This is a genomic window from Rhizobium sp. FKL33, assembly GCF_005222915.1.
In the GTDB taxonomy this organism is placed as follows: Bacteria; Pseudomonadota; Alphaproteobacteria; order Rhizobiales; family Rhizobiaceae; genus Rhizobium_E.
The window spans coordinates 129,242-144,707 of record NZ_STFX01000028.1 but is presented as its reverse complement, the minus strand read 5'-3'; the positions used below and the strand labels follow the sequence as shown (position 1 = coordinate 144,707).

The following is a 15,466-nucleotide window of genomic DNA, read 5'->3' as shown; positions in this document are numbered from 1 at the left end:
TGGTGATGCGCGGCTAACGCGCATGGTTTTCAAACATGGCAAAAGCTGATTTTTACGAGACGCTCGGCGTGAGCAAGACGGCGGATGAGAAGGAGCTGAAAAGCGCCTTCCGCAAGCTCGCGATGAAGTGGCATCCCGACAAAAATCCGGGCGATGCGGCCGCCGAAAAGAAATTCAAGGAAATCAACGAGGCCTATGAGACGCTCAAGGATCCGCAAAAGCGGTCTGCCTATGACCGTTTCGGCCACGCCGCCTTCGAGCAGGGCGGCGGCGCGGGTGCTGGCGCAGGCTTCGGCGCGGGCGCAGGCGGCTTCTCCGATATCTTCGAAGACATCTTCGGCGAGATGATGGGCGGCGGTCGCCGCCGTGGCGCGGGCGGCTCTCAGGGCCGCGAGCGCGGCGACGACCTGCGCTACAACATGGAAATCTCGCTGGAGGAAGCCTTCGCGGGCAAGGTGGCGCAGATCCGCGTTCCGACCTCGATCACCTGCGACGTCTGCACCGGCTCGGGCGCCAAGCCCGGCACCAAGCCGACGACCTGCGGCACCTGTCACGGCTCCGGCCGCGTGCGCGCGACCCAGGGCTTCTTCTCGATCGAACGGACCTGCCCGACCTGCCACGGCCGCGGCCAGACCATCAGCGATCCCTGCACCAAGTGCCACGGCCAGGGCCGCGTCACCGAAGAGCGGTCGCTGCAGGTCAACATCCCGGCCGGCATCGAGGATGGCACCCGCATTCGCCTGCAGGGCGAGGGTGAGGCCGGCCTGCGCGGCGGACCCGCTGGCGACCTCTACATCTTCATGTCGGTCAAGCCACATTCCTTCTACAAGCGCGACGGCGCCGACCTCTATTGTATGGTCACCATTCCCATGGCGACGGCGGCGCTCGGCGGAAAGTTCGAGATCTCGACGCTCGACGGCACCAAGTCGCGCGTCACCGTTCCCGAGGGCACGCCGACCGGCAAGCAGTTCCGCCTGAAGGGCAAGGGCATGCCGGTGCTGCGCTCGCACCAGACCGGCGATCTCTATGTGCAGATCGTGGTGGAAACGCCACAGAAGCTGACCAAGCGCCAGCGGGAGCTGCTGGAAGAATTCCAGAAGATCTCGTCGAAGGAGAACAATCCGGAATCGACCGGCTTCTTCGCCAAGATGAAGGACTTCTTCGATACGCTGAGCGACTGATGTCGGGATCGACGTTAAGCTGAATGAATGACGGCGGGCCGCAATGAGCCCGCCGTTTCTCATTTCTGCGTTGTGTGAAGCCGGACCAGTTCCATCATTTCCGCCATGGCCTGATCCTTTGCGGCCGGAGGCGTGAGATTGTGATCTGCATCCGGGATCATCACCAGTTTCACATTTGCAAAGCCCGAGAGCTTCTCGCCGGTGTCGCCGAAATGGTCGCGCAAAGCATCCAAACCCACATCCCCTTCGCTATAGGCGAGCCGCACGTCGGTCTCGCGCAGCGCGTAGGTCCGGAACATCTCTACGGTTTCATGGTGCACAGGACCGGCGGAGTCTATGAAGCGCAGCACCGGTTTCATTTTAGCCATCAGACGGCGATAGAGCGCCAGTGAAATGTTCCGCGCCGCCGCCGGCACGTCTACCTCTCCCTTGAGCAGCCGTTTGAATGTTCCCAATTGCGCCAGGCGTTGCCCGTAATCATCGAGGCTGCGCGGCATGAAGGTCAATGCGCCATCCACCGGCTTGGTCGTGTCCCAGTAAAAGATGTAGGGATTGATCGCCATGAAAGCGTTGACGCGCGGATCGGCGGCGGCGGTCCTCAGGGCCACATAGGCGCCGCTACAGCGGCCGAAGAGAATGAGCGGTCCCCGCCCAAGGTGGGCTTCGAGGAGGTCGATCGCGCTTTGCGCATCAGATATCTGATCTGGGGAATAGAGGACTTGGGCCCCTGTGCCGGCGATGGGCGGGCTGTCGCCGACATTGGCGGCGTCGAAGCGGAGTGAGGCCACGCCGGTCTTTGCCAGGTGGCGCGCCAGTTCCGTTCCGCTTCTCCCCCAGCCAGCGGCGCGGTCGTAAGCGGTGGTGAGGATCAGCACGCGAAGTCCTGAGGCGCTGCTTGTGGGGGTGCAGACGATTCCATGCAGCCGACCGCCGTCGCCGAAGCGCACGCCCGTCTCGATGTAATCCTGCGTCTCGATTCGTTCATTCGCCGTCGGAAGTTCGCTGCGCTGAGTAGACGGCCCAGTCTTTTCGAGCGCCCAGTCCACGATCCGGGCCACCGTCTGAAGCGGCATAACCTGAATTGTCGGATTGGCGACCAGCCCCTCGTAACCGGTGAATGCCTCGACATCGACCGACGCGCCCTGCTGGCGCAAAACGTCTCCCATTTGCGCTTCCGCACCGGAGGAGGGCTTGGAGAGAAGCAGGTAATGCGGCGCTGCAGCCTGCGCGGCAACCCCGAGATTCATCGACTTCAAGGCGGACGCGATGCTCTCGGACAGCCGGAACCCGGCAATGTTGACCGTCGTCTTGTCTCTCTGATCTTCCCTGAGACCGAGCGACTGATCGACTGCCGTCGACATGAGTGCGACCTCACGCAAATAGAGACGCCCGCTCAGCATCGGCGCGAGCATCACGATCCCGCCGATCTCGCCGAGCCGCCCGGCCAGATGCTGGGCGAGCGCTGCGCCCGGCCCCTGGCCGATCAGGATGATACGGTCGAGACCAGTCAACGCCCGCAGCTTTGCCGCCGCTTTTATAACCGAGGCTTCCCAAGCTTCCATGCCGGCATTGTCGTCGAGATCGCTTGAGTCGCCCGTGCCCGGATAATCGAAGCGAAGGCTTGGAAGGCCGGCGTCCGAGAGTTCTTCGGCGAGGATGCGGTAGAATTTTCGACTGCACAGCTCCTCAAATCCCCAGGGCGGCAAGAGAAGAACCGCAGCGTCTCGTCGAACCACGCCGTTGCCTTCAGCCATGTAAAGCCCTGCTGTTCCATCGAAGGTCACGGGATATCCTGCCTTCTGACCAGCGCCTGGCGCATCCGCATCAAGGTTTGGCGAGCGCGAGGATTCGTCCACAGTGCGCGGCGCAACCCACCGCACGATTTTTCCAACCATCTGGCCGGTCTTGCCAGGCGCACGACCAGAAAGCGCTCTCAACATCGCGCCGTCCTCGGGCGGAATAGCCTGCGTCCAGCGGAGAGCAGCAGGATAGACGACAACGCCAATGGCAATGGCGAGCGCAAGGCCAGCAAGGCCCGGCACGAAATCGGATACGGCGAATGCCGCACCTCCCACCAGCGCCGAGGCCATGGTCACCTTGGCAAGCACGCCGTACAGGCTATGCAGGTTCCTGCCGAAGCCCGTCATGCGGATCATCGCCATGCACATCAGAGTAAAGGCCAGCAGGCGCGCGCCGGCTGCGCCTTCTCCGCCGAAATGGGGCACCGCAATGAAACAACCGATGAGGATCACAGCGCTGCCGATCAGTCCCGCGAACAAACGGCTCTTCATCATATCGAGCGAGAAGAGATATTGCGTCAGGATCTGCATGAGCACATAGGCCGGCGCGGAAAGCGCAATCAACGCCACCATTGGCCCGGCGGGAGCGAAGTCTTCGCCGAATACCGAACTTACAAGCGGCGTGGCGATCCCGGCAAGTCCAAAACTCATTGGGAGGGTGAGATAGAAGAGCGCCCGGATGACCGACGTAAAGACATCGGCGCTCATTTGTCCGCCGTTGCTTGTTTGACGTTGCGCTGCGTAATACGGCAACAGGCTGCCGGTTAGCTGCACGGGCAGTTGCAACGCCAGATTGGCGAGCGACAGACTGACGGCATAGAAGCCGACCATCCTCACATCCCAGAACTGTTGCAGGAACAGGATTTCGATGCGATTGAGGAAAACCGAGTCGATGACATAGCCTGCCGACAAGGCAAGCGACGACGACACCAGGAATTTCGCCGGCGTGTCGCAAAAGTCCCTGCGCTCGAACATCAGCGTGAGCGTGTAGAGAAACATCACCGTCTGTCCGGCCGCATAGCCCAGAAGCGCGCCCTCCACGCCGTAGAAGACCGCGCCCGCGCCTACGGTGGTCAATTGAACCACGGACGCAGCGACAGTCAGCTTGAAGAAAGCGTCGAGCCTCTGCTCTCCGATCAGATAATTCTTGGTGAATGCGCCGATCGACTGAACGATGAACAAGCCGCCGGTCAGAAGGGCGACTTCAGGGCCCGTATCGATCCAGTGCAACTCCTCCGACCCGAGAAATATCAGAGCGTAGAGTACAGCCAATACGGCGGTCGAGATCAGCGTCGGCGTGAGCAAAAGCGCGGCAAAACCGCGCCGCCGCTTTTCGTCATAACCCTCCAGCCGGAGCTTAGGCAGCATGCGCATCAGGAGGACGCCCGTGCCGAGTTCGGCGACGAGAGCGCCGGTGGTGGCGAACCACAGCGAAAAGGCGATCACCCCATTGGCTTCGGGGCCGAGCAGGCGGGCAGCGATGATCGAGCAGGCAAAGCCGGTCACCAGGAGCAGCATGCCGGCTGCAGCGTTCAGGGCTGAATTGACGAGAACTCCCTTGGCCATCGTCAGATCTCCCGGTCCTTTGAATTTTCGGAAAGGCCAAAGAGGCGCGCGGTCTTCTCGTCCCAGGTCAGCACGCCGGAGATGTCGATCGTCTCGCGGTCGAAGGTGGTCGCAGCCGAGAAAGCTGCAGCGATGCTGTCGGCATGTCCAGGATCATAGGCCAGCACATGCTGCCGCCCGGCGGCGGCGAAGCGGGGCGCGACGATGGGGAGTTTGCAATAAGTGTATTGAATCATCTTGAGGCTGGACTGGCTGAGATAATCGGCGTCGGCTTTGGGTAGATAGGGGGCGATGCCGACATCGGCGTATTTGATGTATGCGGCGACCGTCTCGAAAGGCGTCTCGCCATGGATCCTAACATTGGCAGTCGGCTGATCCAGGGTCGCACGGCGGCCGAAGAGGTGAAAGGTCCAGTCGGGAAAACGCTTGGCCAGCGTCTCGATCGTGGCGGCGTCGAACAGCATGTCGCCGACGCTCACTGCATTGCGCGGACCGGCATACGGACTCTTCAGGGAGCGGTCGAAGCTCTCCTTGGAAATGCCATGCGACAGAAAGATCGTGTCGATGCCGGCGGGAATGTCGCCGCGAATGGCGTCCGCCATGACATGCGCCTGATCCACTGCGGAGGCGTGTGCGCGCAATGTCGCCGCCGCCGCCGGGTGCGCTCCGATCGTCTCTAGTCGGTCGGCTGCATGATAGATGACCTTCGCCTGCGGGGCGAGGCGACGGAGAGTGGGAAGCGCCAGCAACGAAATTCCACTCTCCACCAGAATATGGCTGTATTGGCCGAGCCTGGTTTTCACCGCCGCCGGCAGAAAACGTCCGTATAAGAGTGCAATCGGCGTGAGAGCCTCATCGAGCGCCTTGCGGTGGAAGGTGATAGGATGAAGCGGCGTCTTCCAGATGAATTCCTGCAAGTGCGGGCCGATCTCGGTCCAGCGATTCGATGGTCGGCCGCTGGCGAAAGCCCAACGTTCGTCCTTGGTGATCCGGCTCAGCCAACTCAGGCGCATGGACAGGAAATCCACAGCCACGCCTCGCGCGTTCAGGGCCTCCGCCATGAAGTGAAGGTCCACCTTGCGTGGATGGGTCGCGAAATGCTGGGCGGTGACAATGAGGACCCGGGTCATCGAGCCGCTCCCCGTCGCAGGATCGCCGCGTCATACTCCGCCAGATATTTCGCGGCGGAACTGCTCCAGGAATAGGTCTGGGCGGCATCCATGAGGGCGTTCCGCAGGCCCGGCTCGCATTTTGCGGCGGTATAGGTTTGCTCCAAAACAGAGGCGGCGGTTTCGGCGTCGCTGAAATCGCAGAGACGGATTGCGGCGTGATGACCTGCAAGGGTGGAATAGGCCGCATTGGGCTGTAGGACAGGCGTGAGCCCTGCGCTCATCGCTTCGATCGCCACGAGGCCGAAGCCTTCATACTCCGACGCCGAAGCAAAAAGCGCGCATTGCGAAATCACGCGCGCGACGTCTTGTTCGGGTAAACCCACATGGATTCGCACTCCGGTTTCCGCGCCCGCCTCACGCGCGAGCGCAGCGAGATCCGTGGCCGAAAGATCGGACTCCACCCCGACGATATCGAGTGTCCAGGCCGCGTCGTGACGGCGCAACGCCGTGAGCATATGGATGAGCCGGTCGAGACGCTTGTTGATGGAAAAACGACCGATGGTGACGATCGCCTTGCGCGGTTCTCGCGCCGCCTTATCAGCGAACTTATCGAGATCAACGCCGTTTTCGATCAGTCGAACATCCGGCGCAATCGTCGCGAATTGCGAGACATCCGACGTGCTGCAGCCCACCAGAGCGGCGTATCGGCTGGCGGAGAAGCGCGTCAGCGTCTTGAACCAGAACGACTTGAGGGCGGCAAACTTCCTGGTGTGGAAGAAGCCGCCATGGGTGGTGGCGATCATCGGCTTGCGATGCAAAACCTTGGTCAGCGCGAGGAAGTCGAAGAAGAAGTCGATCGCATGCACATGGACGAGATCCGCGTCGCGGATGTGGTCGAGCACCGACGGCGCGACCGGGTAGCGGCTCGATCCCCGCCATGGAATGCGCACGATCTCGATGTCGCCGAGCATTTCGCGCTCAGGAAGGGACCGCGCGGGATCGCTGAACAGCGAATTGAGCGTCACCACCCGGATGCGATAGCCGGCATCCCCTGCGCGGCGGCAAAGATTGAGCACCACATCTTCAAGCCCACCCCGATTGGGCCAGAACTGACGGACGACATGCACGACGAGCCGGCGACCATCAGGCGCGGGCTTGAGCGAGCGTGGTGCAGGGGCGGGCGGGGTCATCGGAGCGAGGGGCAATTCCGGCCCTCCGCAGAGAAATCGGTCAAGGTCGACGTCATCGCGGCGAGTTGCGGGCGATCACCATGCTGGGTGGGCTGGATGTTGAGAGGTTCGCTTTCGGGCCACCAGTCGCCGGCGGCCCAATAAGTCCATCCGGTCCAGACATCCCGGTCGGCCTCGACCACGTCCACCATTCCCTGAAGGCCCGCCACGCAAGCGGCGTCGCCGGGAGCGCCAAACTCACCCAGAAAGCCGCGGAAGCCATGGCTCTTCAGCCATTTGGTGAAGTCTTTGAGCGCTGTGACCGCGTCCTCGGCGCGAGAGCAGTTGCCCTTGGTGCCGGAGAAATCGTCGTCGAGATATTGATGGACCTCGAAGGCGAAATTCTCGCTCGGGTCCTTGTATTTGAGCAGCGCCACGCCGTTCGGCTCTCCGTCGATCTCCTTCATCCAGCTATGGGCGCCGGTCCAGGCGGTTCCGGGCACAAGCACGAGGTTGCCGGCCTTCGCCTCGACCCGAATGGCGAGCGTTGCGGCGTTGGCGGCCTCCACCCATTGCGCCACTGGCATTTTGTTCGGTTCGTTCATCAGTCCGAAATAGATGGCGGGGTCGTTGGCGAAGAGCGTGGCGAGCTTGGCCCAGAAATCAGCGAAGGCCTTGTGCGGAACCTCGGACGAGCCGATCAGCTTGCCGTTGTAACGGGCGTAATTGTGCGGATCGAGAATGACGCGCATGCCATGCGACTTGATCAATTCCACGCTTTCCCGAAGCCGGCCTTCTTCAGCCGGATCGAACGGCCCCATCAGCTTCGGCTGAAGCCGTTCCCACAGGAAGGGCAGGCGCACAGTGTCGAAGCCTTTGGCGGCGAAATAGGACACGGTCCTGTCGGACGGCCAGACATAGGCTTTGTTGACCTTGCCGCCCACTTCACCGAATTCCGCGCCCGAAATATTGATGCCGCGAAAACATCCCTTGGCCGCCAGAGCCGTGTTCTGAAAGCCGAAGGTCGCCGCCAAAGCCAGGGCCGCAAAGCTCATCATGCGCATGCCGGTCTTCCTCTTCATCTCTGGCCCGCACGTGTTCGGGCGCTTGATTTGCCGCCCCTCATGGATGGCGTGTCGTTCATCAATGTCGCGTCCAGTCTTCGCGTCAGAAGCGGATCTCTCCGCCCTGTAGATGCCGAATGGCGCCGCTCGGCAGACCGGATGGCGTCTCGCCCCGGGGCGCCAACGTCAGCCGCTTTTCCTGGCCGGGAGCCAGATGCAGCCAGTTGTCCGAGGCGCGCCAGCCGACGAGGTCGAAATGAACCGACTGCGCAAGGCGATCTGCCGAGAGATACAGCGCCCATTCATCCGCTTCCCGCGCCAGCCGGGCCGCCACCGTGGACCTGTGCAAGGCCGCGTTTCGCCCATGCGGGAAATGGAAGGCCGAAGCGATCTCCTCGCCTGTCATACGATCGAGAAGTTGAGCAATCGTGACGTCATGCGCCGGCGGGCCGAAGCGAAAGGCGTAGGTCGCGTCGAAGAAGGCGCCGAACAGGTCTGTCGCGGCAAAGCTCGCGGTTCCCCGGGGCGGAAGGTCGAGATCGATCTTGCCGCCGACGACAGGCGTCTGGCCGTCGCGCAGACAGGTCAGCGTCAGCGTAAGCGTACGGGGCGCGCTGGTTTCATTGATCACATGGGCGTAAAGGCCGCTGGTTCCCTCGTCCGACAGCACAACCGTGAGCGGGCGAAATGCGCGGCGAAGGCCATGCCAGACCGGTTTTTCAAGACCGGTCGCGTCGATCACCCCCCAGCCGGGGCCGGGCAGCAGATCCTGCAGCGTCCAGACCAGTGCGCCTGACGTCGGCGAGCCGGGGCGGCGCCATTCGGCATAGGCGGCCTCGACCACTTCCACGGTCGTCGCGCGCGACAGGGTCAGATAGCGGCCCACATCCTCGCGGCGCAGTCGCATGGGATCGAGGCTATAGAGGAGTTGCAGATAGTGATCGCGAATGTCCTCGAAATCCCAGGATGCGCCGCGGTCGCGCGGCACCCGCGCCTTCCAGCGCGGATCATGCACGGGCATGACGGGCAGATGCTCTTCCAGCGTTTCGGCTTCCGGCACATGCGCAAACGCCAGGCTTTCGGCGGAGAAGCGCACCTCGGCGCGGCGGGCGTCTTCGAGCGGGCGGCAATAGGCCCCGACACCGTAATAGTGGGTGACGCCTTCATTGGGCGAAAAGGGCATGGCGCCGCCGAAGGGCGAATTCGGCGCGTAGATCACATCTGGGCGCAGCTCTTCATAAACCGACGGCAGGATCTCGTCGGTGATCGGCCCGCTCCAGAAGCGCTCCGGCATGCCCAGCATGGCCGCCTGCTGGAACATCTCCGAGCCGCCGCAAAGGACGGTGAGCGAAGGTGATCCCTGAATGCTCGACAGGAGATCGACGGCCTCCTTGCGCACCAGATCGGCAAAGGCGGGGTCGGCAGCCGGATAGTCGAAATTGGCGAACATGAAGTCCTGCCACACCATCAGGCCGAGTTCGTCGCACAGCGCGAAGAACTCGGGGGTCTCATAGGTCATGGTGCCGCCGATGCGGATCATGTTCATGCCGGCGTCGCGGGCCTTCTGCAGCCATGGAAGATAGTCGTCCCTGGCGCCCGGAAGCCTGACGATATCGGCATTGGTCCAGACGGCCCCGCGGCAGAAGACCGGGACGCCGTTGATCTCGACCCCGAAGCCCTTGCCATCAGCGCCTTGATCGAGCGCGATGTTGCGAAAACCGACGCGGCCGATCTGATGCGCCGCCCCGTTGATCAGGAGATCGACGCCGTAAAGGTTGGGCTCGCCATGGGTGTGTGGCATCCACGGCTTCACTGCAGGGATTTCGAGACGTGCGGTGAGAAGACCCTCGGCGGAGATCATCACCGGCGTCGAGACGCCGCCACAGGCGATGCGGAGATCGACGGCGCGGGCGGCGAAACGGAAACTGACATCGAGAACGCCCACGCCTGCATCGTCGAGACCGGCCGAGAGCCTGAGCGCATCGATCTCGTTTTCGGCGGAACGGACGAGATGGATCGGCCGGAAGGGGCCGACGGCCTCCACATCAGGGCACCAGCCGGGCATATGCCCGAGCGCCGTGGCGCGGATCAGCCGCATGCCCGGCGGCGTGATCATCTGCGGCCGCCAACGGGCGCGGGGCCCGCTTGACTTCAGTCGCGGATTGAGCGCGCGAAAGCAGATGGCGATCTGGTCCTGGCCATGTCCCTTGAGAACAACCGAAACGTCATGGGCGATGAATTGGCTGACGCTTTCCAAAACCAGCCGGCCGTTGACATAGACTTCGGCGATCGTCGCCAGTCCGTCGAGCAGCAGTCGGGCCGGGCCGGGCGGCTGGCTGTCGAGCGCGGCGAGATACCAGAAATCGCGGTCGTTGAGACTGACGGGATGGGCGCGATCGAAACGACCGGCATTTTCCAGCGCTTCGGCCACCGTTCCGGGCACAGGGGCGGGGATCTGCCGCGCCTTGTCGGGAATGTCAGCAGGCGTCGCATAGGCGCCGGCGTCGGACACGACCAGCGCCCATTCGCCCGCAAGCGAATGCCGGATCTCCGAAATGACTGCCCTGCCGCCCATGTCGTTCCCTGTCAAAGTCATGCCCCGGCTGTCGCGCCGGGGCATGATGTCTCCCGATATGGTTAAGGATCAGTTGATATGCGCCGAGATGGTTTCCCTAAGGTGATCCCAGGCGTCCACTGCGGGCGCAAGCGCCTGTCCCAGCGTGTCGTATTTCTTGCGCGTCAGCGCCCGCGCCAGCTGGAACTGCGCCGTCTTGGCGGTGTTGGCGATGGTCATGGCGGCGTCCGAGGAGTCCTTGAGATCACCGCCGGGAGCCAGCCAGTCGAAATGCGTCGCCGCCAGTTCGAAATTCGCACCCAACTGCCGAAGCGTGTTGAAGGCGTATTTGTGGAAATGCCCGAAGGGACGATCGGCGAGCGCGCTGACCTGCATCGGAAACACCCGCGCAAAGGCGGCCACCGGATTGGCCTCCGGCATGCGTTTCATATGCCGCCGGAGCAGCCGATGCGCCTCCTGCCGAACATGCGCAGCGTCCGGCAGCCGGACCGGCAGCTTGGCGAATTCCGTATAGGGCAGGAAAGGCTGCGAGCCCGGCGGATAGAACTTGCCGAACACGCCGTCGAAATCCTCGCCCTCGAGGCGGTGGAAACCGCCATTGTGGAAGTAGTCGATCGCCTTGTCCTTCTCCGACAGCCGGTTGATGGCGATCGTCGTCTTGCCGTGTTCGGTTCGATAGGCCACGCCCTGCGTATCGGGCATATAGTAGCTGTCCATTTCCAACAGGCAGAGACGACCGCGCGCGATCTGTTCGGAGACGTGGTCTTCGACCCGGTCGAAGATCGCCAGTTCCGTCACCCTGACGTCATAGAGGCTTTCGAGGTCTTCCAGCGGAACCTTGAAGAAGGTGAACTGGTCGCCCTCGAAATCCTGGGTCAGCGTGAAGCCGAGCATGGCCTCGGGCTGGGCGCCCATGGCGTGGAGCGCCTCGATCCAAAGATCGACATAGCAGTTGGTCTCAGGCCAGGCCCGCTCGGCCGAATGCAGGGCATGCGGCCGGTAGGCGAGGGGATCGAGATGAGGAAATACTGCGGCCATCGCCTCAGCCCCACAGAACCTTGCGCACATTCTCCGGCCACAGCTTGGTGTCGAGACCGTGCTGGGCAAAGAGCGCGAGCGCGATGCGCTCCAGGCCGAAACCGACGCAGGCGGTGTGCGCCACCGAACCGTCTTCGAGGTTGAGACCCCATTTGGAGCCGAACGCGTCCTGATGGTAGTTGAAGCTCATGCAGGCCGTCTTCTTGGTCTGCGACGTCACCGGGATCAGCAGTTCGAACTTCAGGTTCTGGTCGCGCTGGTTGTTGGCGAGCAGCCGGCCGGCGCGGCCGAAGAACGGGTCGTTGGCGACGTCGATCTCGACGTCGAGCCCGACGGACTTCATCATCTCGACGCCGCGATCCATCCAGGTCTGGCGGAACTCGGTCACATGCGCTTCCGTGCCCATGCAGACATATTCGCGCATGCGGAACAGCTGCTGGCGCGCCGGATCCTTGGAGGGCTCGTGGCGGAAGCAGTAGGACTGCAGGTCGTAAAGGCCGCCCTTCATGGAGATCGGGCCGCGCTTGGCGATGGTGGGGTAGAGGGGATAGCAGGCCGCCGGCGTCAGCGCGATGTCGGTCGCCTTCTGCTCCTTGGTCCATTCATTGCCTTCCTCCATGCATTGCAGGAGACCGAGATGGTCATGGTCGTTGCCGCAGAAGGAGTGAACGGTGCCGGCGAGCTGAGGGAAGCTCTTCATGTAACCGCTCTTTTCGAAGTAGGCGCGGTTCATGCCCGGCGGAAAGCGGATGGCCTCGGCGCCGTCGCCGCCGCCGGTTCGGTCGATCAGTCGCTCGAAGGCGGCGATGACGTCTTCGAACTCGCCGGATCGGCCGTAAAGGCCGTCCACGCCGGTGTCGATCAGCAGTCCGGATTCAAAAAGACGATCAAGAAAGGAAACCTGCATATCCATTGTCATTATCCCAGTAGGCTCGTGTCCTGCTTGTGGATCAGGAGCATGGTGGATGTGTTGCCGAGGATCCGGTCGTTGGAGATCATCAGGCGGGCGGAATGCGCATCGCGAAGGTGGCGCCCCAGGCTGTAGGGCGTGCCATTCTTGTAGCCGAGGATGCCGCAGATCAGCATCGCATGGTCGATAATGGTCAGAACCGACTCCGAAGAGGCGATCTTGACATTGTTCATCGCCACGGAGAAAGCGACCGAAGAGAGCTTTTCGGGATCGGCTTTCGCCTCTTCATAGGCCTTGATGGCGGCCACGACGTTGGATTTCATCATCTGCAGCAGGGTCGAAACCTCGGCGAGACGAATGGCCCCGGGAGGAACCACGCCCGGCTGCTTGCGGGCGGCAGAGCGGACGAAAGCCTGGGCGCGATTGACCGCGTCCACGGCGATTCCGTACCAGACGCCGCTCCAGAGAATATGGCTGTTGGCCAGCATCGATTGCGCCGCAATCTCGGCGAAAGGTTTCGGGAAGATCTGCTCCTTGGGCGCTTCGCCCTTGAACAGGAAGCCTTCCGAGCAGGTGCCGCGCATGCCGAGCGTATCCCAGTCCTGGGTCTTGGCGAGCGTGTACTGCTCCTTGGTGAAGGCGGTCATGACCTGGTCGGTCGGCGCCGCATCCTTGTGAGCGCGCGAGGTGATCAAGATCGCATCCGACTTCGTGGCGTAGGAAATGACCGTGGCGTCCTTTTCCAGCCGGCAGATGTCGCCATCCACCTCTATCGCGCAGATCGAATTGCGGAGATTGCCGCCGATGCCGCCTTCGGTGGTGGCGGAGCCGAGCAGCAGTTGTTCGGAGACCACGCGCCGCATGAAGCCGCGATGCCAGTCGCTTTCCATGCCATGCTCCACCAGGCTGGAGAGCTTGATGTGATGCATGGCGAAGACCATGGCTGCGGACGCGCAAGCCTGTGAAATGATCGAGCACAGTTCGGTGATCTCGCCGGTTCCCGCGCTTTCGCCGCCGAGTTCCGTCGGGATCTGGATGGACAGAAGGCGCTCCGCCTTCATGGCGTTGACGGCTTCCTCCGGAAAGCGACCGTCATGGTCCACTTCGGCCGCATGGGCCCTGGCGACAGCCGCGACGCGCTGGGCGCGCTCGACAAGGCTGCCGGCCGACAGATTGACCGGCATGTTCATCACGCCACCTTTCTGCCGTCCAGGATGGAATCCACCGTCCGCGCGATGGCTTCGATGCTCTGGAAAGATTTGCGGTTCAGCAGATTGTCGGGGAATTCGATGTCGAAGTTTTCTTCGAGCGCAAGCATCACCTGTACAGAGGCGAAAGAGGAAAGCCCGGCGGCATAAAGATCCGCGCCATCGGCGATGTCGTCCACGCCGGCGGGCAGATTGGCATGCTTCTTCAGAATTTCGCGAATGGTCTCGGTCATTCCGTACATCCTCCATGGAATTGTGTTGTTCCGGCTTTCATTCCGGATTGGCACACACCATAGTCGGGAGGATATAAGATCTGGCTAATCCATATAGTTAGAGAACTTTCGGCTCTATTGATCGAAAACTCTCGTTAAATTTCACGTCTCTTTAACCAACTCGGCCATTTCGATCATCGAAACTCGATCGGCACAGCCATTTTGTAGCTTTTTCGGCCGGTTTCCGCTGGAATTGGGGGGAAAGGCGCGGCTTTATCCAGAAGCGCCAACGCCGCCTGATCCAGTTTCGGGTCGCCGGAGCTCCGGGAAATGCGGGCGCCAGACACGCCGCCATCCGCTGTTATGGTGAACGAAAGGACAAGGCTCCCCTCGCCGCGGGCGCGGATGCGCTTCTGCGCCCGGTTCAGTTTCTTCTGGACGAGACCTTTGTAATTGCTGGACGCGGCGTTGCCAACCTCCCGGTTGGAGGCGCCCCGCGATGCGTCTTTGCTCGACTGTCCCTTGTCCTTGGCGTCGCTGCGGCCGCGGTCGGCGTCATATTCCTGCTTGGCGTTCTGGCCCTTGCGCTTTTTCTGCTCCTTCTTCGCCACCGTCTTCTTGACGGTCTTCTTCTTCGGCCGCTCCTTCTCGACCACGGGCTTGGGATCGGGCTTCTTGAGCTCAGGCTCTTTTTCCACCGGTTTCGGCGGCTCCGGCGCCTTTTTCTCGACCGGCTTGGTTTCGATCTTGGGCGGCTCGATGGGCTTCGGCGGCTCGGGCTTGATCTCCTCGATCGTCTTGGGCTGTTCCTGAACGATCGGCTTGGCGATTTCCTCGACCTTCGCCTTTGCGGGCGTGGCAGCGGTGAGGATCTCAGGCAGCGGCGCGCCCAACACCGGCATTGGCGTGTCCTTGAGCACCTGTTGCGGTGTCGCGGGGATCACGGGCGGCGGTTCGGGAGCGGCTTTTTCCACCGGCGGCGTCTCGACGGGTTTCGGCTCCGGAGCGGGTTCCGCCTTCGGTTTCTCCTCGACGATCTCCTGCTCGGGCTCTTCGACCTCGAGGTCTTTCGCCTTCTCGTCGCCGGCGACGCGCGCATCGACATCGGAGTCATGGCCCTGAACGATCAGCGAAATCACCGTCTCTCCCTGCATGAGCGCGTCGTCCGGCGCCTGTGCGACGCCGAAACCGAATGCTGCGGCAAAACAGGCATGAACAAAGATCGACAGGGCAAAGCCGCTGCGGAGAAGTTTTCGGTGGGCGTTCGTCTCCGGTTTGTCCGGTTCGGGAGCCGGATGAGGAATATCCGCATGCAGGGGCTCGAGGCCAACGGCCGAAGCCGGAAACTGGTCGATGCCGGTTTCCGAAGCGAGATAGGGCGTAATGCCGTCATCGCGCGCGTAAGAGCAGCGCGGCACATTCTTGAACTGATGCGAGACGATCGAACGGTCCGGTTGATTGGAATTTGCGGGCTTGAAGCGGAGCGAGTTGAGATGGACGGTCGCGCTGTCGGCTGTCTGCGTCATCACCCACTCCCTGTCAGGGGCGGATGAACATTTTCCGCCCGTATTCCGGCGCCGCCCGTATCGCGGTCGCGCGATCAACAAATTTTAAGTTGACTCTGATCCACTG

Annotated in this window: 11 protein-coding genes; 1 reads left to right on the top strand and 10 read right to left on the bottom strand. The window is 62.3% G+C overall.

Features of this window, described 5'->3' with window-relative positions; translation table 11 throughout:
• Positions 1-35 precede the first annotated feature (35 nt).
• The gene (gene dnaJ / locus E8Q41_RS17690; RefSeq protein WP_137156878.1) at positions 36-1,181 is read left to right on the top strand and encodes a molecular chaperone DnaJ; all 1,146 of its coding nucleotides are present in this window, start codon (positions 36-38) and stop codon (positions 1,179-1,181) included.
• Positions 1,182-1,240: 59 nt separating this feature from the next.
• On the opposite strand, the gene E8Q41_RS17685 is transcribed toward dnaJ, so the two are convergent.
• The 10 genes from E8Q41_RS17685 to E8Q41_RS17640 all read right to left on the bottom strand — a co-directional run bounded on the left by E8Q41_RS17685 (position 1,241) and on the right by E8Q41_RS17640 (position 15,360).
• Positions 1,241-4,546, bottom strand: coding sequence for a polysaccharide biosynthesis C-terminal domain-containing protein (locus E8Q41_RS17685; RefSeq protein ID WP_137156877.1), 3,306 nt, complete (start codon positions 4,544-4,546; stop codon positions 1,241-1,243).
• Positions 4,547-4,548: 2 nt separating this feature from the next.
• Positions 4,549-5,676 (bottom strand): glycosyltransferase, encoded by a 1,128-nt coding sequence (locus E8Q41_RS17680; protein ID WP_137156876.1) that lies wholly within the window; start codon positions 5,674-5,676, stop codon positions 4,549-4,551.
• Positions 5,673-6,848: a glycosyltransferase family 4 protein gene (locus E8Q41_RS17675; RefSeq protein ID WP_137156952.1), complete on the bottom strand. Its 1,176-nt coding sequence runs from the start codon at positions 6,846-6,848 to the stop codon at positions 5,673-5,675. Before E8Q41_RS17675 ends, E8Q41_RS17680 begins: the two co-directional genes overlap by 4 nt.
• The gene (locus tag E8Q41_RS17670) at positions 6,845-7,909 is read right to left on the bottom strand and encodes a glycoside hydrolase family 5 protein (RefSeq protein WP_137156875.1); all 1,065 of its coding nucleotides are present in this window, start codon (positions 7,907-7,909) and stop codon (positions 6,845-6,847) included. The genes E8Q41_RS17675 and E8Q41_RS17670 overlap by 4 nt, the downstream gene beginning before the upstream one ends.
• A gap of 85 nt (positions 7,910-7,994) precedes the next feature.
• Positions 7,995-10,466 carry a glycoside hydrolase family 2 protein gene (locus tag E8Q41_RS17665; protein WP_137156951.1) on the bottom strand — a complete coding sequence of 824 codons (2,472 nt, stop codon included), beginning with the start codon at positions 10,464-10,466 and terminating at the stop codon, positions 7,995-7,997.
• Between the two features lie 69 nt (positions 10,467-10,535).
• Positions 10,536-11,504 (bottom strand): DUF1839 family protein, encoded by a 969-nt coding sequence (locus E8Q41_RS17660; protein WP_137156874.1) that lies wholly within the window; start codon positions 11,502-11,504, stop codon positions 10,536-10,538.
• Between the two features lie 4 nt (positions 11,505-11,508).
• Positions 11,509-12,417 (bottom strand): amino acid--[acyl-carrier-protein] ligase, encoded by a 909-nt coding sequence (locus E8Q41_RS17655; RefSeq protein WP_137156873.1) that lies wholly within the window; start codon positions 12,415-12,417, stop codon positions 11,509-11,511.
• A gap of 5 nt (positions 12,418-12,422) precedes the next feature.
• The gene (locus E8Q41_RS17650; RefSeq protein ID WP_137156872.1) at positions 12,423-13,604 is read right to left on the bottom strand and encodes an acyl-CoA dehydrogenase family protein; all 1,182 of its coding nucleotides are present in this window, start codon (positions 13,602-13,604) and stop codon (positions 12,423-12,425) included.
• Complete coding sequence (locus E8Q41_RS17645; RefSeq protein ID WP_137156871.1) at positions 13,604-13,855, bottom strand: acyl carrier protein; 252 nt, start codon at positions 13,853-13,855, stop codon at positions 13,604-13,606. Before E8Q41_RS17645 ends, E8Q41_RS17650 begins: the two co-directional genes overlap by 1 nt.
• 173 nt (positions 13,856-14,028) lie before the next feature.
• The gene (locus tag E8Q41_RS17640) at positions 14,029-15,360 is read right to left on the bottom strand and encodes a TonB family protein (RefSeq protein WP_137156870.1); all 1,332 of its coding nucleotides are present in this window, start codon (positions 15,358-15,360) and stop codon (positions 14,029-14,031) included.
• Positions 15,361-15,466: the final 106 nt, after the last annotated feature.

Coding starts and splice junctions, on each gene's coding strand:
- E8Q41_RS17655 (WP_137156873.1), bottom strand. CDS start 12,417: ATGGATATGCAGGTTTCCTTTCTTGATCGTCTTTTTGAATCCGGACTG.
- E8Q41_RS17645 (WP_137156871.1), bottom strand. CDS start 13,855: ATGACCGAGACCATTCGCGAAATTCTGAAGAAGCATGCCAATCTGCCC.
- E8Q41_RS17640 (WP_137156870.1), bottom strand. CDS start 15,360: ATGACGCAGACAGCCGACAGCGCGACCGTCCATCTCAACTCGCTCCGC.
- E8Q41_RS17665 (WP_137156951.1), bottom strand. CDS start 10,466: ATGGGCGGCAGGGCAGTCATTTCGGAGATCCGGCATTCGCTTGCGGGC.
- E8Q41_RS17675 (WP_137156952.1), bottom strand. CDS start 6,848: ATGACCCCGCCCGCCCCTGCACCACGCTCGCTCAAGCCCGCGCCTGAT.
- E8Q41_RS17685 (WP_137156877.1), bottom strand. CDS start 4,546: ATGGCCAAGGGAGTTCTCGTCAATTCAGCCCTGAACGCTGCAGCCGGC.
- E8Q41_RS17660 (WP_137156874.1), bottom strand. CDS start 11,504: ATGGCCGCAGTATTTCCTCATCTCGATCCCCTCGCCTACCGGCCGCAT.
- E8Q41_RS17650 (WP_137156872.1), bottom strand. CDS start 13,604: ATGAACATGCCGGTCAATCTGTCGGCCGGCAGCCTTGTCGAGCGCGCC.
- E8Q41_RS17680 (WP_137156876.1), bottom strand. CDS start 5,676: ATGACCCGGGTCCTCATTGTCACCGCCCAGCATTTCGCGACCCATCCA.
- E8Q41_RS17670 (WP_137156875.1), bottom strand. CDS start 7,909: ATGAAGAGGAAGACCGGCATGCGCATGATGAGCTTTGCGGCCCTGGCT.
- dnaJ (WP_137156878.1), top strand. CDS start 36: ATGGCAAAAGCTGATTTTTACGAGACGCTCGGCGTGAGCAAGACGGCG.